Raw genomic sequence first — 21,297 nt, 5'->3', positions numbered from 1 at the left:
TGGTGCTGTTCATGCGCGCGCAGGGGCCGCTCAGCCGCGCCGTTCCAGCAGCATCGCGTCGCCGTAGCTGAAGAAGCGGTAGCCCTGGCGGATGGCGTGGCGGTACAGGCCCATGACGTGCTCGTAGCCCGAGAGGGCGCTCACCAGCATCATCAGCGTGCTCTTGGGCAGGTGGAAGTTGGTGAGCAGCAGGTCCACCACCTGGAAGGCAAAGCCCGGGGTGATGAAGATGCTGGTGTCGCCCGTGGCCTGGCCGCTCTGCGCCCACGACTCCAGCGTGCGCACGGTGGTGGTGCCCACGGCGATCACGCGGCCCCCGCGCTGGCGGCAGCGCTCCAGCGCGGCCAGCGTGGGCAGGGGCACTTCGTACCACTCGCTGTGCATGCGGTGCTCGGCCAGGTTCTCGGTCTTGACCGGCTGGAAGGTGCCGGCGCCCACATGCAGCGTGACGCTGGCGCGCTCGATGCCGCGCTCGGCCAGGCGGGCCAGCACGCCGTCGTCGAAGTGCAGGGCGGCCGTGGGCGCGGCCACGGCGCCGGGCGCGCGGGCGAACACGGTCTGGTAGCGCTGCGCGTCCTCGGCGGCGTCGGGATCGTCGCCGGCCTGCTGCTGGCGTTCGATGTAGGGCGGCAGCGGCATGTGGCCGTGGCGCTCCATCAGATCGTGGGGGCTGGCGCTGTCGGCGCTGGCCAGGGCGAAGCGGAACAGCGGGCCGTCCGCATCGGGCCAGCGCGACAGCAGCGTGGCGTCGAAGCCGCCGGCGCGTGCGCCGCCGGCCATGTGCAGCACACCGCCCAGCTGGGGCTTCTTGCTGACCTTCATGTGGGCCACGACCTCGTTGCCGGTGCCGCCGACCAGCACGCGCTCGATCAGCAGCTCCACCTTGCCGCCGCTCGATTTCTCGCCGAACACCCGGGCCTTGACCACGCGCGTGTCGTTGAAGACCAGCAGGTCGCCCGGCTGCAGCAGATCGGGCAGCTCGCGGAAGATGCGGTCCACCGGATCGGTGGCGCGGCCGTCGAGCAGGCGCGAGGCGCTGCGTTCGGCGGCGGGGTGTTGGGCGATGAGCTGCGGGGGCAGTTCGAAATCGAAGTCGCTGAGCGTGAAGGTGCGGGCAGGGGTCGACATGTCTTGAGGGCCTGACAGGCCCGTGCCAAGGAGAAAACGGAAACGGCGCCTGCAGGGCGCCGTCGGATGCCGGATTGTCCCACGCCCGTGCGCGGGCCGCTGCCGCTACAGCCGGATGCCGGCGCCTTTCACCGCCGGCTCGAAGGTGCCGACCTGGGCCTTGACGAGGGCTTCGAACGCAGCCGTGGTCTCGGGCCGGGCGACGATGCCGAGGTCGATCAGGCGTTTCTGGACCTCGGGCAGCACCAGCACCTCGTTGCACGCGGCATGCAGCCGGGCCGTGATGTCGGACGGGAGCCGGGCCGGGCCGGACAGGCCGAAGAAATTCTCCAGCACCAGCGTGGGCCGGTTCAGTTCCGTGACGGAGGGAACGTCCGGCAGTAGCGGCGAACGCTGCGCGCCGGTGACGGCCAGCGGCACCAGCTGGCCGCTCTTGAAGAAGGGCACGTAGGCGGTGACGACGTCGATGCCGATCGGGATCGTGTTGGCGATCAGGTCGGTGGTCATGGGTGCACCGCCCCGGTACGGCACGTGCACCAGGTTGATCCCGAGCGCCTTCTTCATCAGCTCGCCGTGGATGTGGCCGACGGAGCCGGGCCCGCCCGAACCGAAGTCCATCGGCCCGGCCTTGCGCGCCGCCGCTTCGAACTCGGCAAAGCTCTTGATGCCCGACGGCTTGCTGGCCATGACCACGAGCGGCGCGCCCCCCAGCGAGGCCACGTGCGTGAAGGCGGTCAGGGGATCGTAGGGCTGCTTCTCGACGGTGAACGGACCCAGGGCGATCGGCGTGGTGTTGGACAGCATGAGGGTGTAGCCGTCGGCCGGCGAGGCTGCAACCAGGGCGCCGCCGATGGTGCCGCCCGCCCCGGGCTTGTTGTCGACCACGACCGGCTGCCCCAGCTTCTTCGCCAGCTGCTCGGCCATCAGCCGCGCGACGACGTCGCTGCCCCCGCCGGGCGGAAAGGTCACGATGATCTTGATCGGTTTGTCAGGCCATTGCGCGCGCGCCGGCAGCGCGAACGCCGCAGCGCCCGCGCCGAGGGCCTGGAGCACGCTGCGGCGCGTCGTGTGAAAGCGGGTCATGTCGGTGTCCGGAATGAAGGAACACCCGCCCATGCAGAAATCGTGCCCTCCAGTGCCGGCGCGTCGCGGGGCTCCGGCGGTTCATGGCCGACGGCCGCCGCGGGCTGCTCCGGCTCCGGAATGGGGCGCGCCGTGGCCGGGCCTCAGAACGTGTTGACGATCTCGCAGGGGCCGCGTTGAAGCGCAATCGGAATGAGTGGATGTCTCGGATGCGCCGCATGGGCTCATGCCCATGCAAGCATTCGAGGCGTTCAATCGCCCGATTTCGCTCCAACCCTTCGGGCAGTGGCGTTTGCGGGCGGTCTGCGGCGTTGCGGCACTTGCCAATAGCCGAGCTATTGGCGGCATACCGCGCCTTGCATCCCATCCCGCAAACGTCACTGCGCGGCCCCAGGGAGATCGTCAACACGTTCTCAGGCCTCGTGCGGCGCCCCGGTCCACAGCTGCGCCAGATCGGGAAAGCGCCACTGGTCGGGGTCTTCCCGCGCGACGATCTTCTCGGCGCAGCCGGGCGCGGCCAGGTCGAGCACCTCGGGCGGAATGCGCATGCCGGAGCGGGTGGAGAAAAACACCTTGACGCGCGGAGCGGTCAGCGAGCCCGCGCCCTGCTCCGTGACCACCCCGATGCGGCCCGAGGTCAGCCGCACCAGCGAGCCCACGGGGTAGATGCCGATGCTCTTCACGAACGCCTGGAACAGCCGCGCGTCGAAATGGTCGCGGCTCCATTCGGCCATGCGGCGCAGGGACTCGGACGGATCCCAGCCGCGCTTGTAGGGCCGGTCGGAGGTGATGGCGTCGTACACGTCGCAGATGGCCGCCATGCGCGCCACCAGGCTGATCTGGTCTTTCGCCAGGCGGTGGGGGTAGCCCGTCCCGTCGACCTTCTCGTGGTGGTGCAGGCAGGCGTCCATCACGGCCTCCTCCACGCCGCCGGCCGCCTGCAGCATGCGCCAGCCGCGTTCGGGGTGGCTGCGCACCACGGTGAATTCTTCGTCGGTGAGCCGGCCGGGCTTGTTCAGCACTGACAGCGGAATCGCCGCCTTGCCGATATCGTGCAGCAGCCCGGCCATGCCGGCGGTGCGCGTCTGCGCCTCGTCCAGCCCGATCTGGCGCGCCAGCGCGATCATCAGCGCGCACACGGCTACCGAATGCATGTAGGTGTAGTCGTCCGCCGTCTTGAGCCGGGCCAGGCTGATGAGGGCGCTCGCGTTGCGGGCGACGGAGTCCGCGATCTCGTCCACCAGGGCCTGGGCGCTGGCGGTCTCCACGGCACGGCCCATGCGCGCCTCGGTGAACATCGACACCATGGCCTGCTTGGCCTGCACGCAGATGCCCGCAGCGGCGTGCAGCTCGGCCTGCATGGTGGCAGGGGCGCGATTCCGGGAGCGGGGGGGCGTCAGCGGCTCGGGGGCGGCAGGCGGCGGGGGCGGCAGGTCCTGCAGGGTGGCGAAGTCGGTCTCGATCTGGGCGTCGGCCTCGGCCCGGCTGGTGGAGGCGACTCCGCCGGCCACGTCCAGGCCGCGTGCCACGTCGATCCACACCTCCTGGATGCCGCTGCCCAGGATGCGCGCGAGATCCTTCGGCTCCTTGATGACGAACCCGGCTTTCCAGAACGGGTGGTCCATCCATGAGCCGCAGAACTGGTGCAGGTACATGCCGAGGGACAGATGCTGGACATGGATGCGCTTGAGCATGATCGAAGGCGAGAGGACGGAATGCGCCCGCAGGGTCCCGGGAGCGCGGCGCCATGGTAGCCTTTTCCGTCCATGCCGGCGCTGTCCTTTTTCACAGATTCCACGATCCATGCCGCCCGCCCGTAGCGTCCCTGCCATTCCGGGCGGCGCCGCGGCCGCGCGCCCGCCTGCCAAGGCCCCGAGCCCGGCCCAGAAGGCGCTGCACAAGCTCGGCCTGACGCGCGACATCGACCTGGCGCTGCACCTGCCGCTGCGCTACGAGGACGAGACCCGCATCACCCCGATCCGCAACGCGCGCGACGGCGACACGGTGCAGATCGAGGCCACGGTCGTCTCGTCCGATATCCAGATGCGCCCGCGCCGCCAGCTGGTGGTGACGGTGGAGGACGACACCGGCAACTGCGAGCTGCGCTTCTTCAGCTTCTACCCCTCGCACCAGAAGACGCTGTCGGTGGGCGCGCGCCTGCGCGTGCGCGGGGAGATCAAGGGCGGCTTCTGGGGGCGGCAGATGCTGCACCCGGCCTTCCGCCTGGCCGGCGGCGAGCTGCCGGCGGCGCTGACGCCCGTCTACCCCACCGTGGCGCAGTTGCCCCAGGCCTACCTGCGGCGGGCGGTGGTGGGCGCGCTGCTGCGCGTAGACCTGTCCGAGACGCTGCCGCCGGGCGTGGAGCCGCCGGTGGCGCGGGCTTATGGCCAAAACGGCCTGCAGCGCTTATGGAATCTGCGCGAGGCGCTCACTTTTTTGCACCACCCCACACCCGACGTCGCCCTGGCCACGCTGCAGGACCACAGCCATCCTGCCTGGCAGCGCCTGAAGGCCGAGGAGCTGCTGGCCCAGCAGCTGTCGCAGCAGCAGTCCAAGCGCGAGCGCGACCGCTTGCGGGCGCCCGTGCTGCGCCCGCAGGCCGGCGGCGCTGCCGCGCCCCTGCATGAACAGCTGCTGGCGGTGCTGCCCTTCGGCCTGACCGGCGCCCAGCGCCGCGTGGGCGAGGAGATCGCCCGCGACCTGGCGCGGCCCGTGCCCATGCACCGGCTGCTGCAGGGCGACGTGGGTTCAGGCAAGACGGTGGTGGCCGCCCTGGCGGCCGCCGTGTGCATGGACGCGGGCTGGCAGTGCGCGCTGATGGCGCCCACCGAAATCCTGGCCGAGCAGCACTTCGCCAAGCTCATCGGCTGGCTGGAGCCGCTGCTGGCTGCGCACGGCAAGAAGGTGGCCTGGCTGGCCGGCGGTCAGAAAAAGAAGGAGCGCGCGGCCATGCTGGCGCTGGTCGAGAGCGGCGAGGCGGCCCTGGTCGTGGGCACGCACGCCGTCATCCAGGACCAGGTGCAGTTCAGAAACCTCGCCCTGGCCGTGATCGACGAGCAGCACCGCTTCGGCGTGGCCCAGCGGCTGGCGCTGCGCAAGAAGCTGGGCGCAGGCATCGTCGCCGGGCCGCCCCAAGGCGATGCAGCCCCCTCGGGGGGCAGTGACCCGCGCAGCGGCGGAGCGTGGGGGCAGACGGTTGCGATGGAGCCGCACCTGCTGATGATGAGCGCGACGCCCATCCCGCGCACGCTGGCCATGAGCTACTACGCCGACCTGGACGTCTCCACCATCGACGAGCTGCCGCCCGGCCGCACGCCCATCGTCACCAAGCTGATTGCCGACAGCCGCAAGGACGAAGTCATCGAACGCATCGGCGCGCAGGTGGCCGGCGGCCGGCAGGTGTACTGGGTGTGCCCGCTGATCGAAGAGAGCGAGGCGCTGGACCTGTCCAACGCCACGGCCACCCACGCCGACCTGAGTGAGGCCCTGCCCGGCGTGGCGGTCGGCCTGCTGCACTCGCGCATGCCCAGCGCCGAGAAGAAGGCGGTGATGGAGCTGTTCAAGGGCGGCCAGATGGGGGTGCTGGTCAGCACGACGGTGATCGAGGTGGGGGTGGATGTGCCCAACGCCTCGCTGATGGTGATCGAACATGCCGAGCGCTTCGGCCTCAGCCAGCTCCACCAGCTGCGCGGGCGCGTGGGTCGGGGCGCTGCGGCATCGGCCTGCGTGCTGCTGTATTCGACCAACGACAGCGGCCGCCTGGGCGAGACCGCGCGCGACCGCCTCAAGGCCATGGCCGAGACCAACGACGGCTTCGAGATCGCCCGGCGCGATCTGGACATCCGCGGGCCGGGCGAATTCCTGGGCGCGCGGCAGTCGGGCGACGCGCTGCTGCGCTTCGCCGATCTGGCGACCGACACGGTTCTGCTGGAATGGGCGCGCGAACTGGCGCCGGTGATGCTGGACCGCTACCCCGCCCTGGCCGAACGCCATGTGCAGCGCTGGCTGGGGGGGAAGTCGGATTTCCTGAAGGCGTGAGGCCGCCGGCGGGCGTTCACAGAACAGGTGCTTACTGCTTGAGCAGAACAACGTTGTCCAGCGTGTTGGGGTAGCCCTCCGCGTCGACCGCGCCGCCGTCGTCGGCAGACAGCCCCAGCACCAGTTGCTGGTTGCGGATCACCGCCACCTGCTTGTCCTGGCCCTGGGTGGGGCTGGTGAAGAGGATCCTGTCCACGGTTTCCGCGCCGATGGCCTTGGTGCCTTGCAGCGCGGCCGTGCCGGTGTCCGTGCTCGAGGCGCCGGCGGGGCTGGTGCCGGTGCAGTTGGTGCTGGGGTAGCCCACGGCCGTCAGCGTGTAGTTGCCGGCGGTGGCCGAGGTCTTGGTGAACGTGGCCGTGAGGCGGGCGGACACGCCGCTGTCGGCGAAGCAATTGCTCCACGTGCCCACATACTTGTCGATGGCATCGGCGCGCGGGTCATTGCTGCCGCCGTCGTCGCCACCTCCGCCGCCACAGGCCGTCAGAGCCGCGGCGGCCACCAGCGCCATGCAGGCGAAATACGATCGTTTCATTGGAATCTCCCTCTCTTGGTTGGTATGGAGCCTGGGTGCGCGCGTGGCCGGCCCGGCTCTGTAAACGCCGCACCTGCGTGCATGCGGCCGCCGATGGTAAGGGCATCAGGCACCGTCGGCGCGGCTCTCCGGTCACGGGGCTGACAAGGCGCAAGGCGCCGTGGGACTCCATGGGCCTGGGGCGAAGGGCGGTACAGCCAGCGTGGGCTGGCGGCCGTGTGGCGTTGCCGAAGCCGCGCTGCCGCAGCGCCTGCGGTCGCGCCCTGTTCCCCAGGGTAGGAACCGGTCCGCGCTGGTGTCGCCCGCTCTGCGGAACGGTCGGCGGCGCGGGCGGCCGAGTTGGCGCACAATCGCAGGTTCACCCGCCGCTCCGCCCATGACCCTCACCGAACTCAAGTACATCGTCGCCGTCGCGCGGGAAAAGCACTTCGGCCGCGCGGCCGACGCCTGCTACGTCTCGCAGCCCACGCTGTCCGTCGCCGTGAAGAAGCTGGAGGACGAGCTGGAGGTGAAGCTGTTCGAGCGCAGCGCGGGCGATGTGTCGGTGACGTCGCTGGGCGAGGAAATCGTGCGCCAGGCGCAGAGCGTGCTGGAGCAGGCCGCCGCCATCAAGGAGATCGCCAAGCGCGGCAAGGACCCGCTGGCCGGCCCGCTGACGCTGGGCGTGATCTACACCATCGGCCCCTACCTGCTGCCCGAGCTGGTGCGCCACTCCATCGCGCGCACGCCGCAGATGCCGCTGATGCTGCAGGAGAACTTCACCGTGAAGCTGCTGGAGATGCTGCGCACGGGCGAGATCGACTGCGCCATCCTGGCCGAGCCGTTTCCCGACACCGGTCTGGCCATGGCGCCGCTGTACGACGAGCCCTTCATGGCTGCCGTGCCCAGCAGCCATGCGCTGGCGGAACGCAAGAGCATCTCCACGTCGGAACTCAAGAGCGAGACGATGCTGCTGCTGGGCGCAGGCCACTGCTTCCGCGACCACGTGCTGGAGGTGTGCCCCGAGTTCGCCCGCTATGCGAGCAATGCCGAAGGCATCCGCCGTACGTTCGAGGGCTCGTCGCTGGAGACCATCAAGCACATGGTCTCGGCCGGCATGGGGGTCACCCTGGTGCCCCGCCTGTCGGTGCCGCGCGATGCGCTGCACGCCGGCTCCAAGCGCCGCAAGAGCGACGACACGCACATCCGCTACATGCCCATCGTCGAGGCCGACGGCAGCCCGCCGCCCATGCGCCGCGTGGTGCTGGCCTGGCGCCGCAGCTTCACGCGCTACGAGGCCATCGCCGCGCTGCGCAACGCCGTGTACGCCTGCGAACTGCCTGGCGTGACGCGCCTGTCCTGACGCCGGCTTCTTTCCTCTTCCGCCCACGCGCCTGCGCAGCCGCCCGGCCGCCTGCGACGCCGCACTTCATTTGTCCCCGCGCAGGGACGGGCCTGGCGCTTGCGCTACAGTTTCCGCAGGACTGCGCCCGGCCGTGGCAACGCTGGCCGGGGCAGGCTTCCCCGAGTTTTCCACTGCACGCAAGGAGCGACCATGGCCAAGACGACCGCCACCAAGACCCCCCTCAGCAAGACGGGCGCGCCCCGCATCAACATCGGCATCAGCGACAAGGACCGCGCGGCCATCGCCCAGGGCCTGTCGCGCCTGCTGGCCGACACCTACACGCTGTACCTGACGACCCACAACTTCCACTGGAACGTGACGGGCCCGATGTTCAACACGCTGCACACCATGTTCATGGGCCAGTACACCGAGCTGTGGAACGCCGTCGACCCGGTCGCCGAGCGCATCCGCTCGCTGGGCCACGCGGCGCCGGGCTCCTATGCCCAGTTCGGCAAGCTGACCACGCTGCCTGACGCCCCCAGCACGCCGCCCCAGGCGCTGGAGATGGTGCGCATCCTGGTCGAAGGCCATGAAGCCGTGGCCCGCACGGCCCGCGAGCTGTTCCCCATCGCCGACAAGGCCAGCGACGAGCCCACGGCCGACCTGCTGACCCAGCGCCTGACGGTGCACGAGCAGACCGCCTGGATGCTGCGCTCGCTGCTGGAAGAGTGATGCGCCCCTGCGGCCTGCGCGATCGCTGCGCGACCGTGATGAACATGCTCTAAGCTCGCGGTTCGCCGCAGCCCGCCACGCCCGCGCCTGCGGGCGTTTTCCTTTCCGCCCCTGTCTTGTCATGCCGACCACCGCCACGCCCCCGTCGCGCCTTGCGCTCTACCTCGACCTGATCCGCTGGAGCCGCCCCGCCGGCTGGCTGCTGCTGCTGTGGCCCACGCTGGCGGCGCTGTGGATCGCGGCGGACGGCTTTCCGGGCTGGCACCTGCTGGCGGTGTTCACGCTGGGCACCATCCTCATGCGCAGCGCCGGCTGCTGCGTGAACGACGTGGCCGACCGCGACTTCGACCGACACGTCAAGCGCACGGCGCAGCGGCCCATCACCAGCGGCGCCGTGTCGGTGCGCGAGGCGCTGGCCGTGGGCGCCGTGCTGGCGCTGGTGGCCTTTGCCCTGGTGCTGACCACCAACGCGGCCACCATCGCCTGGTCGGTGCCGGCGCTGGCCGTGACCATCCTCTACCCGTTCACCAAGCGCTTCTTCTCGATGCCCCAGGCGGTGCTGGGCGTGGCCTTCAGCATGGGCATCCCGATGGCCTTCACCGCCGTGGGCCGCGACGTGCCCTGGCTGGCGCTGTGGCTGGTGCTGGGCAATCTGTTCTGGGTGCTGGCCTACGACACCGAATACGCCATGGTGGACCGCGACGACGACCTCAGGATCGGCATGAAGACCTCGGCCATCACCCTGGGCCGCTTCGACGTGCCCGCCATCGTCGCCTTCTACCTGCTGCTGGTGGCGATCTGGGCCGCGGCCCTGGCACCCCTCGCCCTGGGCTGGCCCTTCTGGCTGGCGATCGCGGCGGTGCTGGCCCAGGTGGCCTGGCACTTCACCCTCATCCGCCGCCGTACGCGCGAAGGCTGCTTCACCGCCTTCCGCCAGAACCACTGGATCGGCTTCACGCTCTTCGCCGGCATTGCCGCCAGCTACGCGCTGCGCTGATGTGCTCTTGATTTGATAGCTGTTTGCGCTTTATCCAAGGGCGCTAGCGGCATATTGGGCCATTGCTCCAGCCCTGCCTCGGGCAGGGCTTACGGCGCCCGCATCGCACACAACCTTTGCCACCGGCGCGGCCAAGGCCGTAGACGCCCAGCAAGGGCCGCCCCGCAGCGACGGCGTCGTCCCCCTTCCCATCGCGCAGCGATGAGAGAAGGGGGAAGCGGCGCAGCCGCTCAGGGGGATGTCCCAAATTCTTCGCCCAGCTCCCGCGCCCGGTGCTTGGCCGCGTGCAGCGCGCGCATGAACTGCAGGTGCACCTGGTCCTGCTCCAGCGAGGTGATGGCCGCATACGTCGTGCCGCCCTTGGAGGTGACGCGCTGGCGCAGCAGCTCCGGCGGCTCGTCCGACTTGCGCGCCAGCTCGGAGGCGCCGACGAAGGTGCCCACGGCCAGCTTGTGCGCCTGCTCGCGCGTGAGGCCCATGTCGGCGCCGGCCTGGATCATGGCCTCCAGGAAGAAGAACACATAGGCCGGGCCCGAGCCCGACAGCGCGGTCACGGCATCGAGGTGCTTCTCGTCGTCCACCCACAGGAAGTCGCCGGTGGGGGCGATCACCTGCTCGACCGAGGCATGCTCGGCGGGCGTCAGCCCCGGGCGGGCGAACAACGCGGTCATGCCCTTGCCGATCAGCGCCGGCGTGTTGGGCATGGCGCGCACCACGCGCTCGGTGCCCAGCCACTCGGCAATGGTGCCGCTGCGGATGCCGGCGGCCACGCTCAGGTGCACGGCCTCGGGCGTGAAGGCGCGGGCTTCGGTGGCCGCCTCGCGGAAGGTCTGCGGCTTGACGGCCCAGACCACCAGCCGCGCGCGCTCCAGCTGCGGGCCGGGCTTGACCAGCGCCGTGATGCCGTGGGCGCGCAGCAGCGCCGCGCGGGCCTCGCCGAAGGGCTCGACGACCTCGATCTGCGTGGGGCGGCAGCCCTTGCCGGATCAGCCCGCCGATGATGGCGCTGGCCATGTTGCCGCCGCCGATGAAGGCGATCACGGGCTGCGAGGAGGACGGAGCGGAAGGGGAGGGTGAATGGGCGCTCATGGCGGTGGGCTGCTGCAGAGGGGGTGGAGGGAAAAGGTGGTCCGCATTGTCGCGCCTGGCGGGGCGCGCCAGCGGCGGTACGCGGCGGCCTGCGCAGGAAGGCGCGGCCGTCGGAGATTTGCTATTGAATAAATAGCTGCTTGCGCTTGCCCCTCTTGGTTTTTGATGCTGAATGGCATGCAAAGCTAGTAGGGGTAAGCGCAGCGTGCTATGTTTTTTTTACTGCGGCAGCGTGGCCTGTGCCACGGCGTGCTCCCATTGCGCCATGAGCGCCTGCGCGCGGGCCGAGCCCAGCGTGGGCAGAAAGCGCCGCTGCGCGCGCCACAGGGCGGACAGCTCCTCGGTGCCGCGGTACACACCGCACGACAGGCCGGCCAGGTAGGCGGCGCCCAGGGCGGTTGTCTCCACCACCTCGGGGCGCACCACGGGAATGCCCAGCAGGTCGGCCTGGAACTGCATCAGCAGATCGTTCACGCAGGCGCCGCCGTCCACGCGCAGCTCGCTCACCGGCGCGCCGCCGGCGGCCACCGCGTCGCGGCTCATGGCCTGCAGCAGGGCGGCGCTCTGGTAGGCGATGCTCTCCAGCGAGGCGCGCGCGATGTGCGCGATGGTGGTGCCGCGCGTCAGGCCGGTGATGGTGCCGCGCGCCTCGGGCTTCCAGTAGGGCGCGCCCAGGCCGGTGAAGGCGGGCACCATCATCACGCCGCCCGAATCGGGCACGCTCTCGGCCAGGGACTGCACCTCGCTGCTGGACGAAATGGCGCGCAGGCCGTCGCGCAGCCACTGCACCACGGCGCCGCCCACGAACACGCTGCCCTCCATGGCGTACTCGGGCCGCGCCGTGGCCTGGGCCGCGCTGGTGGTCAGCAGGCCGTTGCTGGACGTCTGGAAGGAATGGCCCGTGTGCATCAGCAGGAAGCAGCCCGTGCCATAGGTGTTCTTGGCCATGCCGGCCGAAAAGCACGCCTGGCCGAAGAGCGCGCTCTGCTGGTCGCCCGCCACGCCGCCGATGGCGATGCCGCCGCCCAACAGGGCGCTGTCGGTGGTGCCGAAATCGCTGCTGGACGGCTGCACGCGCGGCAGCAGGCTGCGCGGGATGCGCAGCAGGCCAAGCAGGTCATCGTCCCAGTCGTTGGTGTGCACGTTGAACAGCATAGTGCGGGCGGCGTTGCTCACATCCGTCACATGCACCTTGCCGCCCGTGAGCTGCCAGATGAGCCAGCTGTCCACCGTTCCGAAGGCCAGCTCGCCGGCATCGGCCGCAGCCCGCGCGCCGGGCACGTTGTCGAGCAGCCAGCGCAGCTTGGTGGCGGAGAAATACGCATCCACGCGCAGCCCGGTCTTGGCTTGGATGGTGGCCTCGTGGCCCTGGCTGCGCAGCTCGGCGCACAGCGGTTCTGCGCGCCGGTCCTGCCAGACGATGGCATGGTGCACGGGCTTGCCGGTGCGGCGGTTCCACAGCACGGCGGTCTCGCGCTGGTTGGTGATGCCCAGAGCGCGGATGTCGCCGGCCTGCAGCCCGGCCTGCTCCAGCGCCTGGCGGGCGGTGGCGATCTGCGTGCGCCAGATCTCCAGCGGGTCGTGCTCCACCCAGCCGGGCTGGGGATAGATCTGGGGCAGCTCCAGCTGCGCCTGGGCCACGATGCGGCCGCGGTCGTCGAAGACGATGCTGCGCGAGCTGGAGGTGCCCTGGTCGAGGGCGAGCAGGTAGGTGGTGGTGGATTTGTTTGTCATGGCAGGGAGTCTCCGGAAGGTTGCGGCGGCGCTGCCAGCGGCAGGACGAAGCGGGCCATCTCCGCCTGCTCGGTCCAACCGTGCCGGGGGTAGAAGCCCCGCGCATAGGACGGGCGCTCGCGGTTGTTGATCAGCCAGATGCGGACGCACTGGCGTTCGCGGGCCGCCTGCACGGCGGCATCGAGCAGGGCGCTGCCGGCGCCCGTGCCGCGCGCGGACTCGGCCACGAACAACTCGCTGACATAGGCTTCCCAGCCCAGCTGGATCGCCACCGGCAGCCAGTGCACGGCGCAGTAGCCGAGCAGCCGCGGCTGCGCGCCGTCCTCGGCCACCAGCAGCAGGCCGTGCTGCCCGCCTGCGGCGGACTGGATCAGCGCGCGCAGCCGTTCCTCGGCCTGGGCGGGCGTCGAATCCGCATAGACCGTGAACCAGCCCATGCCGCCGAGCAGGCCGGCCAGCGCGGCGGCATCGGAGGGCTGTGCGTCACGGATGTGCAGCGTGCTGTCCATGGCGGGCTAGCGCGTGGGAGTGCAGCCGTCCGCCGCCGTGTGCGGCAGCGCTGTGGCGCAGCGGCGTACAGCGGCATGCGTGGTGCAAGCCCCGAGGGTCTGCGATCGCCCCGCAGCGGGGCCGCAAGCGCCCGGCAGGCGCACGGACAAGAAAATCGTCATAGCCGCCGAGGATACGGCAGCGCGCCCGCCAAGGCGGCCGTCGCCAGCGGTGAAAAGAGCGCGACGCTGCACGGGGCAAAGGCCCCCTGGTGCGCCATCGAAGGCCTCCAAGACTGCCGCGGCGAAGGCGAGAGAACGATGAGCCCCATGCCGGGATGTCATTCTTCGGGGCATCCATCGTCAACGGCGGTGGATACCAGAGCGGCCCCGCCCAGCAGCAGCCAAGCAAGGGCCGCCCCGCAGCGACGGCTGCGTCCCCCTGCCCGCCGTGCGCAGCACGGCGAGGGCGAGGGAACGATGCGCCCCGCGTGGGGATGTCATTCTCCGGGGCATCCGTCGTCAACGAGGGTGGATGCAGGCGCGGCCTCGCCCCGCAGCAGCCAAGCAAGGGCCGCCCCGCAGCGAGGGCTGTGTCCCCCTGCCCGCCGTGCGCAGCACGGCGAGAGCGAGAGAACGATGCGCCCCGTGTCGGGGTTGTCATTCTTCGGGGCATCCATCGTCAACGGCGGTGGGTGCCGGCGCGGCCCCGCCCAGCAGCAGCCAAGCAAGGGCCGCCCCGCAGCGACGGCTGCATCCCCCTGCCCGCCGTGCGCAGCACGGCGAGAGCGGGGGGAAGGCGCGCAGCGCCTCAGGGGGGCGTTCCCCATTCACGGCGCCACATCAAGGTCCACGCCCGCCTCGCGCAGCAGGGCCGGGAAGGGCTCGGGCGCCGGGGCGTCGGTGAAGAAGCGGTCGATCTGCGCCAGCGTGGCCACCTGCACCATCGCCGGCCGGTTGAACTTGCTGTGGTCGGCGGCCAGCCAGACCTCGCGGGCGTGGGCGATGATGGTCTGGGCCACCTTCACCTCGCGCAGGTCGAAGTCGCGCAGGGAGCCGTCGGGCTCGATGCCGGAGATGCCGATGAGCGCGATGTCCACCTTGAACTGGCGGATGAAGTCCACCGCCGCCTCGCCCACGATGCCGCGGTCGCGCGCGCGCACCACGCCGCCGGCCACTGTCACCTCGCAATCGGGGTTGCCCGCCAGGATGGCTGCCACGTTCAGGTTGTTGGTGATGACGCGCAGGCCCCGGTGGTGCATCAGCGCCCGGGCGATGGCCTCGGTGGTGGTGCCGATGTTGAGGATCAGCGAGCAGTCGTTGGGCACCTGGCTGGCCACCGCGCGGGCGATGCGCGCCTTGCCTTCGGCATGCAGCGTTTCGCGCTGCAGATGGCCCAGGTTCTCGACGGTCGAGGCCGGCACCCGCACGCCGCCATGGAAGCGGCGTACCAGCCCCAGCTCCGCCAGCCGCTGCACGTCGCGCCGCACGGTCTGCAGCGTCACGCCCAGCGTGTCGGCCAGTTGTTCCACCGTGGCGGACTGGCGGGTGCGCACTTCTTCAAGCAGTCGCAGTTGGCGGGGGTTGGTGTTCACGGCGGGGCTTCCAGCGGCTAGCAGCAGCCCGAAACACAGAGAAAGGACTGCCGCCCTCACTGTAAAGCGAACCCAAACGAAAAGGTCCAGGGTAAACGTGGGGTGGAAACACTCACAAAGCAACACGCTCGGCGATCAAACGCGCTGAATCCGCAGGCCGGAGCGTCCCGGCGAGCGACGATGCAAGGCCTGCGCGGCCCGCCGCCATGCAGGCTCCGCGAGCGGACAAAAAAAATCCTCCGGGTGGAGGATCGTGGGTCGGGTGAAGCGAGCGAACCAGCGGTCCGAGTGACCGCCGGTGCTGCGCCGCCGATCAGAAGCGGTGGCGGATCGACAGCGTGACGCTGTTGACGTCCTTGCCCGGGGCCGAGGCCACGCCGCCCAGGAAGCCGTTGCCACCCAGCAGATCCTGCGAGGTGTTCTTGTTCTCCAGGTGCGTCACCACGGCATTCAGGTCGGTGCGCTTGGACAGCGCATACGTGTAGGCCGCGCCGTAGGAGTAGCGGTCGGCATTGAAGGGCCGGCGGTCGTCCATGTTGTTGTAGGCCACGGCCACGGTGTGCGGGCCGCTCGTCAGTCGGTAGCCGATCTGGTACAGGTGGGTGTCCTGGCGGAAGCCCTGCAGGAAGGCGTTCTGCACCAGGGTGGCCACGGGCGCCGTGGCCGGGTTGGCCGCCAGGCCCGCCGCGATGGCCGAGAAGTCGCTCGGGTTGTTGTCCTTGATGGTTGCGTACTGGCCCGTCAGCGTGCCGGGGCCCACGTCCACGGTGGCGCCGATGACGGCCGTGGTCAGGGACTTCTGGCCCAGTTCGTTGTTGCGGGTGTTGTAGCCGCCGCCGAAGGAGTAGCCGTCACCCTTGTAGATGGCCATCGCGCCCAGCAGACGCCGTGCGGTGGTGCGGCCGGCCACTTCGCCGGCGGCATACATGGCCGTGGCGGTGAGGCCGCCGACCTGCAGGCCGTACTGCAGCGAGTTGCTGATCCGGATGTCGAACGAGGCGGGGATCGCCACCAGCTGGCCCAGGGACAGGCTGGACTCGGTCTTCATCACATCGAAGTTCGCTGTGGCCAGGTAGCCGGGCGTGTACTGGCGGCCCACGGTGAACTGGCCGAACGGCGTGACCAGACCGGTGAAGATCTGGCGGTCGAAGAAGCTGTTGTTCAGGTTGACGCCGACGGAGTTGCCGATCTGGCCGGCCACCGCGGTCACGGCAGGCTGCAGCGCAGCGGGCAGGCCCAGCGAGGTGGCCGTGCTCAGGCGGTCGGGCAGGCGGCCGCCGGAGATGGGGCGGTTGCTCAGGCCGCCGGTGTCGGCTTCCAGGCGCGCTTCCATGGTGAAGATGGCCTTGTAACCGCCGCCCAGGTCTTCGCTGCCCTTGAAGCCGAGCCGCGAGCCTTCCATGTTGCCGCTGGTCACGCGCGTCATGCTGCCGCCGGGTGCGCCGGTGATGTGGTTGATGCCCACGTCGACCAGACCATAGATCATCACGCTGCTTGCGCCGGGCGTGGTGGCCTGGGCCATCGCCACAGACGACACACAGGCGAGAGCCACTGCCGACAGCGCATGGGTTTTTTTCATAACGTCTCCGAGTTGCAAGGTGAATGGGTTCGGCAGGTCCAGGAAATGGGTGGTGCCGTGGAAGCAGAGACTAGGGGGTACGTTTCAATCGGTAAAGAGTGGCTTTACCGAGCTTGCTGCATTAGAGACAGGGGAAAACCCGGCGATGTATTTGCGTTGGACCTCTGGTAAACGCACGGTCGTTCGTAAATTGCGACGGGGTGCTGATGCCTTTCGTTCCGTGTGCAAGCGAACCAAAACGAAAAGTCCCAGGGTAAACCTTGATTCGAAACGCTCACAAAGCAACAAGAATGATCGCAATCGAACGATCTTGGCCCTGGCGCAGCGGGCGTTGCACGAGCGTGCACCGGCGCTGGCGTCACACCAAACAAGGGGTGGCTGCATGCAGCTGGTATTGGAGAGCATCGGCAAGCGGGTAGGGGCACAGACCTGGCTGCACGAGATGGGCCTGTCGCTGCAGAGCGGGGCGGTCACCGTGCTGCTCGGGGCCACGCAGGCAGGCAAGACCAGCCTGATGCGCATCATGGCGGGGCTGGACGCTCCGACCCACGGGCGGGTGCTGGTGGACGGAGCCGACGTGACCGGCGTGCCGGTGCGCGAGCGCAACGTGGCCATGGTCTACCAGCAGTTCATCAACTACCCGTCCATGACGGTGGCGGATAACATCGCCTCGCCGCTGAAGCTGCGGGGCGAGAAGAACGTCGACGCCCGCGTGCGCTCCCTCGCCGAGCGGCTGCACATCGACATGTTCCTGCAGCGCCATCCCGCAGAGCTTTCCGGCGGCCAGCAGCAGCGTGTGGCGCTGGCGCGCGCCCTGGCCAAGGGGGCGCCGCTGATGCTGCTGGACGAACCCCTGGTCAACCTGGACTACAAGCTGCGGGAAGAGCTGCGCGACGAGCTGACCCAGCTGTTCGCGGCGGGCGACTCCACTGTGGTCTACGCCACCACCGAGCCGGCCGAGGCGCTGCTCCTGGGCGGGTACACCGCCGTGCTGCACGAGGGCGAACTGCTGCAGTACGGCCCCACGGCCGAGGTCTTCCACGCGCCCGCATCACTGCGCGTGGCGCGGGCCTTCAGCGATCCTCCGATGAACCTGGTGCCGGCCGAGCGCGTGCCCGGCGGCGTGCGGGCCGCCGGTGCCGATGTGCTCGCCCTGCCGGACGCCGCGCTGGCGGACGCACCGGCGACCGGACTGACGCTGGGGGTGCGCGCCAGTGCGCTGCACGCCCGCCCGCGGGAGGGCGACGTGGCGATCACCGGCCGTGTGGAGCTGGCGGAGATCTCGGGCTCGGACACCTTCGTGCATGCCGACACGCCCTGGGGCGAGATAGTGGCGCAGTTCACGGGCGTGCATTACTTCGAGCTGGGCGAATCGCTGGTGCTGCACCTGTCGCCGGCCGATGTCTACGTATTCGGCGCGGACGGCGCCTTGCTGCGCGCGCCACAGCGCCGGGGAGGGATCTGACATGGCGCGCATCCAGCTCGACCTGGCCCATTCTTACAAGCCGAATCCGCAGCAGGACAGCGACTACGCGCTGCTGCCGCTGTCCATGGAGTTCCGCGACGGCGGCGCCTACGCGCTGCTGGGCCCCTCGGGCTGCGGCAAGACGACCATGCTCAACATCATGTCCGGCCTGCTGGTGCCCTCGCAGGGGCGCGTGCTGTTCGACGGCCGCGACGTCACCCGCGCCAGCCCGCAGGAGCGCAACATCGCGCAGGTGTTCCAGTTCCCGGTGATCTACGACACCATGACGGTGGCCGAGAACCTGGCGTTCCCGCTCAAGAACCGCAAGGTGCCGGCCGATCGCATCCGCCAGCGCGTGGGCCAGATCGCGGAGATGCTGGAGATGAGCCACCAACTGGACATGCGCGCGGCCGGCCTGTCGGCCGACCAGAAGCAGAAGATCTCCCTGGGCCGCGGCCTGGTGCGCGAGGACGTGAGCGCGGTGCTGTTCGACGAGCCGCTCACCGTGATCGACCCGCACCTCAAATGGCAGCTGCGCCGCAAGCTCAAGCAGATCCACCACGAGCTGAAGCTCACGCTGATCTACGTCACCCACGACCAGGTGGAGGCGCTGACCTTCGCCGAAGAGGTGGTGGTGATGACGCGGGGGCGCGCCGTGCAGGTGGGCGCGGCGGACGCGCTCTTCGAGCGGCCCCAGCACACCTTCGTCGGCCACTTCATCGGCTCGCCGGGCATGAATTTCCTGCCCGCCACGGCGGCGCCCGGCGGGCAGCTGTCGGTGGCCGGGCTGCCGCTGGCGCCGCCGGACGGCCGGGCGTTGCCAGGCGGCGATCTGAAGGTGGGCGTGCGCCCCGAATACCTGGCTGTGGCCGCCGAAGGCCAGGCCGGCGCGCTGCCCGGCGTGGTGGAGAAGGTGCAGGACATCGGCACCTACCAGCTGCTGACGGCGCGCCTGGGCGAGCACCTGCTCAAGGCCCGCGTAGGCCCTGGGCTGCCGCTGCCCCCGGCCGGCGGCACCGTGTGGCTGCAGGTGCTGGGGCCCCACACCTGCTATTACCAGAACGAGGAGCTGCTGGGATGACGGCCTACCCCCTGAGCCGCTGCGCGGCTTCCCCCTGTGAGGGGGACGACGCCCTTTGCTGCGGGGCGGCCCTTGCTGGGCGTCCCGCTGATGGCGCTGCGCCCGTGCCATGTGCTGTGGCTGGCATCAGTCTTATGGAGACTCTGGCATGAGCGTGACTACCAAACCCGTGAACCAGAAGGCCTGGTTCCTCATCCTGCCGGTGATCATCTGCGTGGCGTTCTCGGCCATCCTGCCGTTGATGACCGTGGTGAACTACTCGGTGCAGGACATCATCTCGCCCGAGCGCCGCGTGTTCGTCGGCACCGAATGGTTCGCCGCGGTGATGCGCGACGAAGAGCTGCACGCCGCGCTGCTGCGGCAGATCACCTTCTCGCTGGCCGTGCTGGCGGTGGAGATCCCGCTGGGCATCTGCCTGGCGCTGTCCATGCCCGCGCAGGGCTGGAAGTCGTCGGCCGTGCTGGTGGTGGTGGCGCTGTCGCTGCTGATCCCCTGGAACGTCGTGGGCACCATCTGGCAGATCTACGGCCGGGCCGACATCGGCCTGCTGGGCGCGGCGCTGCAGTACGTGGGCATCGACTACAGCTACACCGGCAACGCCACCCAGGCGTGGCTGACGGTGCTGGCCATGGACGTGTGGCACTGGACGCCGCTGGTGGCGCTGCTGTGCTTTGCCGGGCTGCGCTCCATCCCCGATGCGTACTACCAGGCCGCGCGCATCGACGGGGCGAGCAAGTTCGCCGTGTTCCGCTACATCCAGCTGCCCAAGATGCGCGGCGTGCTGATGATCGCCGTGCTGCTGCGCTTCATGGACAGCTTCATGATCTACACCGAGCCCTTCGTGCTGACGGGCGGCGGGCCGGGCAATGCCACCACCTTCCTCAGCCAGTACCTCACGCAGAAGGCCGTGGGCCAGTTCGACCTGGGGCCGGCGGCGGCGTTCTCGCTGATCTACTTCCTCATCATCCTGCTGCTGTGCTTCATCCTCTACAACTGGATGCAGCGCGTGGGCACCGAGAAGCCGGAGGGCCAGGAATAATGGTCAAAAGTGCCTCCAGCGCTTATTGGATAAGCGCATGCAGCTATAAAAACAGGAGTAATCATGCCTGAGCGCCGTTTCCGCAAGCGGACGATCTTCCTGTTCGCGTACCTGCTCTTCGCCCTGCTGCCCATCTACTGGATGGTCAACATGAGCTTCAAGACGAACGCGGAGATCCTGTCCACGTTCTCGTTCTTTCCCCAGCACTTCACCTGGGACAACTACAAGACCATCTTCACCGACGAGTCCTGGTACTCGGGCTACATCAACAGCCTGATCTACGTGGCCATCAACACGGTGATTTCGGTCACCGTCGCGCTGCCGGCCGCGTATGCGTTCAGCCGCTACCAGTTCCTGGGCGACAAGCACGTCTTCTTCTGGCTGCTGACCAACCGCATGACGCCGCCGGCCGTGTTCCTGCTGCCGTTCTTCCAGCTCTACACCACCGTGGGGCTGATGGACACGCACATCGCCGTGGCCCTGGCGCACCTGCTGTTCAACGTGCCGCTGGCGGTGTGGATCCTGGAAGGCTTCATGAGCGGCATTCCGCGCGAGATCGACGAGACGGCCTACATCGACGGCTACAGCTTCCCGCGCTTCTTTGCCACCATCTTCCTGCCGCTGATCAAGGCCGGCGTGGGCGTGGCGGCGTTCTTCTGCTTCATGTTCAGCTGGGTGGAGCTGCTGCTGGCCCGCACGCTCACCAGCGTGAACGCCAAGCCCATCGTGGCGACCATGACACGCACGGTCAGCGCCTCGGGCATGGACTGGGCCACGCTGGCCGCGGCCGGTGTGCTGACCATCGTGCCGGGCGCCATCGTGATCTGGTTCGTGCGCCACTACATCGCCAAAGGCTTCGCCATGGGGCGGGTCTGAAATAGAAGGGGGCCCAGAGCATGAAACAACGAGCTTCAGCGCAGAGCTTGCGCGCAACGCCAGGCCAGCAGCAGCCGTGGAACGGGCTTTGCCCGGCCACTGGCTGCGTCCCCTCCGGGGGAAGCGCGGCAGGCGCTCAGGGGGGCGACCATGTTTGAGTGGATGGCCTGGACCACGCCTGTGGCCGTTTTTTTCCTGTGCATCGTGCTCATGCTCGCGGGCATGACGGTCTGGGAGGTCAAGTCTCCCACCACGCTGCGCAAGGGCTTTCTGCCCATCGCCACCACGCGTGGCGACCGGCTGTTCATCGGCCTGCTGCTGGCCGCCTACATCAACCTGATCTTCGTGGGCCTGGCCGGGCGCATGACGGGCTGGTTCGGCCTGGAGCAGGAGCCCTCGGTGTGGATCAGCTTCGTGGCGTCGATGCTGGTGCTGGCGCTGGTGATGCGCAAGGGCTGAGAACGTCCGTTCGATTCCAGTGCCTGCCGGCCCCCCGTTCCCCGGGGCCGGCAGCCCA

General features: G+C 69.4%; 17 protein-coding genes and 1 pseudogene. 9 read left to right on the top strand and 9 right to left on the bottom strand.

Annotated features, from left to right (window positions below):
• Positions 1-30: 30 nt before the first annotated feature.
• The 3 genes from queA to QE399_RS04075 all read right to left on the bottom strand — a co-directional run bounded on the left by queA (position 31) and on the right by QE399_RS04075 (position 3,905).
• Complete coding sequence (gene queA / locus QE399_RS04085) at positions 31-1,128, bottom strand: tRNA preQ1(34) S-adenosylmethionine ribosyltransferase-isomerase QueA (protein WP_309826405.1); 1,098 nt, start codon at positions 1,126-1,128, stop codon at positions 31-33.
• A gap of 105 nt (positions 1,129-1,233) precedes the next feature.
• Positions 1,234-2,211 carry a Bug family tripartite tricarboxylate transporter substrate binding protein gene (locus QE399_RS04080; RefSeq protein ID WP_309826403.1) on the bottom strand — a complete coding sequence of 326 codons (978 nt, stop codon included), beginning with the start codon at positions 2,209-2,211 and terminating at the stop codon, positions 1,234-1,236.
• 413 nt (positions 2,212-2,624) lie between these two features.
• Positions 2,625-3,905: a cyclic di-GMP phosphodiesterase gene (locus QE399_RS04075; protein ID WP_309826402.1), complete on the bottom strand. Its 1,281-nt coding sequence runs from the start codon at positions 3,903-3,905 to the stop codon at positions 2,625-2,627.
• Between the two features lie 109 nt (positions 3,906-4,014).
• On the opposite strand from QE399_RS04075, the gene recG reads away from it, so the two are divergent.
• Positions 4,015-6,249: an ATP-dependent DNA helicase RecG gene (gene recG / locus QE399_RS04070; RefSeq protein ID WP_309826401.1), complete on the top strand. Its 2,235-nt coding sequence runs from the start codon at positions 4,015-4,017 to the stop codon at positions 6,247-6,249.
• Between the two features lie 31 nt (positions 6,250-6,280).
• Here the strand turns inward: recG and QE399_RS04065 are convergent, their stop codons facing one another.
• Positions 6,281-6,781: a hypothetical protein gene (locus QE399_RS04065; protein WP_309826399.1), complete on the bottom strand. Its 501-nt coding sequence runs from the start codon at positions 6,779-6,781 to the stop codon at positions 6,281-6,283.
• A gap of 376 nt (positions 6,782-7,157) precedes the next feature.
• Between QE399_RS04065 and QE399_RS04060 the strand changes: the two genes are divergently transcribed.
• The 3 genes from QE399_RS04060 (at position 7,158) to ubiA (ending at position 9,834) form a co-directional block, all read left to right on the top strand.
• Positions 7,158-8,123 (top strand): LysR substrate-binding domain-containing protein, encoded by a 966-nt coding sequence (locus tag QE399_RS04060; protein ID WP_309826397.1) that lies wholly within the window; start codon positions 7,158-7,160, stop codon positions 8,121-8,123.
• 192 nt (positions 8,124-8,315) lie between these two features.
• Positions 8,316-8,837, top strand: coding sequence for a Dps family protein (locus tag QE399_RS04055; RefSeq protein WP_309826395.1), 522 nt, complete (start codon positions 8,316-8,318; stop codon positions 8,835-8,837).
• Positions 8,838-8,958: 121 nt separating this feature from the next.
• Positions 8,959-9,834 carry a 4-hydroxybenzoate octaprenyltransferase gene (ubiA, locus tag QE399_RS04050; protein WP_309826394.1) on the top strand — a complete coding sequence of 292 codons (876 nt, stop codon included), beginning with the start codon at positions 8,959-8,961 and terminating at the stop codon, positions 9,832-9,834.
• Positions 9,835-10,064: 230 nt separating this feature from the next.
• On the opposite strand, the pseudogene proC reads toward ubiA, so the two are convergent.
• From proC to QE399_RS04025, 5 genes and pseudogenes are all read right to left on the bottom strand, one after another.
• Positions 10,065-10,923: pseudogene (gene proC, locus QE399_RS04045) on the bottom strand (pyrroline-5-carboxylate reductase).
• Positions 10,924-11,142: 219 nt separating this feature from the next.
• Positions 11,143-12,657, bottom strand: a complete 1,515-nt coding sequence (gene glpK, locus QE399_RS04040; protein WP_309826392.1) for a glycerol kinase GlpK — start codon at positions 12,655-12,657, stop codon at positions 11,143-11,145.
• A complete protein-coding gene (locus QE399_RS04035) occupies positions 12,654-13,166 on the bottom strand; it encodes a GNAT family N-acetyltransferase (protein ID WP_309826390.1) in 513 nt (170 codons plus the stop codon). The genes glpK and QE399_RS04035 overlap by 4 nt, the downstream gene beginning before the upstream one ends.
• Positions 13,167-13,975: 809 nt before the next feature.
• Positions 13,976-14,740, bottom strand: coding sequence for a DeoR/GlpR family DNA-binding transcription regulator (locus QE399_RS04030; protein WP_309826388.1), 765 nt, complete (start codon positions 14,738-14,740; stop codon positions 13,976-13,978).
• 313 nt (positions 14,741-15,053) lie between these two features.
• Positions 15,054-16,319 (bottom strand): porin, encoded by a 1,266-nt coding sequence (locus QE399_RS04025; RefSeq protein WP_309826386.1) that lies wholly within the window; start codon positions 16,317-16,319, stop codon positions 15,054-15,056.
• Positions 16,320-16,701: 382 nt separating this feature from the next.
• Here QE399_RS04025 and QE399_RS04020 point away from each other — a divergent pair, with 382 nt between their 5' ends.
• The 5 genes from QE399_RS04020 (at position 16,702) to QE399_RS04000 (ending at position 21,239) form a co-directional block, all read left to right on the top strand.
• Complete coding sequence (locus tag QE399_RS04020) at positions 16,702-17,784, top strand: ABC transporter ATP-binding protein (RefSeq protein ID WP_309826383.1); 1,083 nt, start codon at positions 16,702-16,704, stop codon at positions 17,782-17,784.
• Between the two features lies 1 nt (position 17,785).
• A complete protein-coding gene (locus QE399_RS04015) occupies positions 17,786-18,865 on the top strand; it encodes an ABC transporter ATP-binding protein (protein WP_309826382.1) in 1,080 nt (359 codons plus the stop codon).
• A gap of 148 nt (positions 18,866-19,013) precedes the next feature.
• Positions 19,014-19,904 (top strand): carbohydrate ABC transporter permease, encoded by an 891-nt coding sequence (locus QE399_RS04010; protein ID WP_309826380.1) that lies wholly within the window; start codon positions 19,014-19,016, stop codon positions 19,902-19,904.
• A 63-nt stretch (positions 19,905-19,967) separates the two neighbouring features.
• Positions 19,968-20,780 (top strand): carbohydrate ABC transporter permease, encoded by an 813-nt coding sequence (locus QE399_RS04005; RefSeq protein WP_309826378.1) that lies wholly within the window; start codon positions 19,968-19,970, stop codon positions 20,778-20,780.
• 150 nt (positions 20,781-20,930) lie between these two features.
• Positions 20,931-21,239 (top strand): DUF2160 domain-containing protein, encoded by a 309-nt coding sequence (locus QE399_RS04000; RefSeq protein WP_309826377.1) that lies wholly within the window; start codon positions 20,931-20,933, stop codon positions 21,237-21,239.
• Positions 21,240-21,297 lie beyond the last annotated feature (58 nt).

It is taken from the genome of Paracidovorax wautersii (genome assembly GCF_031453675.1).
GTDB lineage: Bacteria > Pseudomonadota > Gammaproteobacteria > Burkholderiales > Burkholderiaceae_C > Paracidovorax.
The sequence above is the reverse complement of the archived record's forward strand: the minus strand, read 5'-3'. Positions and strand labels throughout refer to the sequence as shown.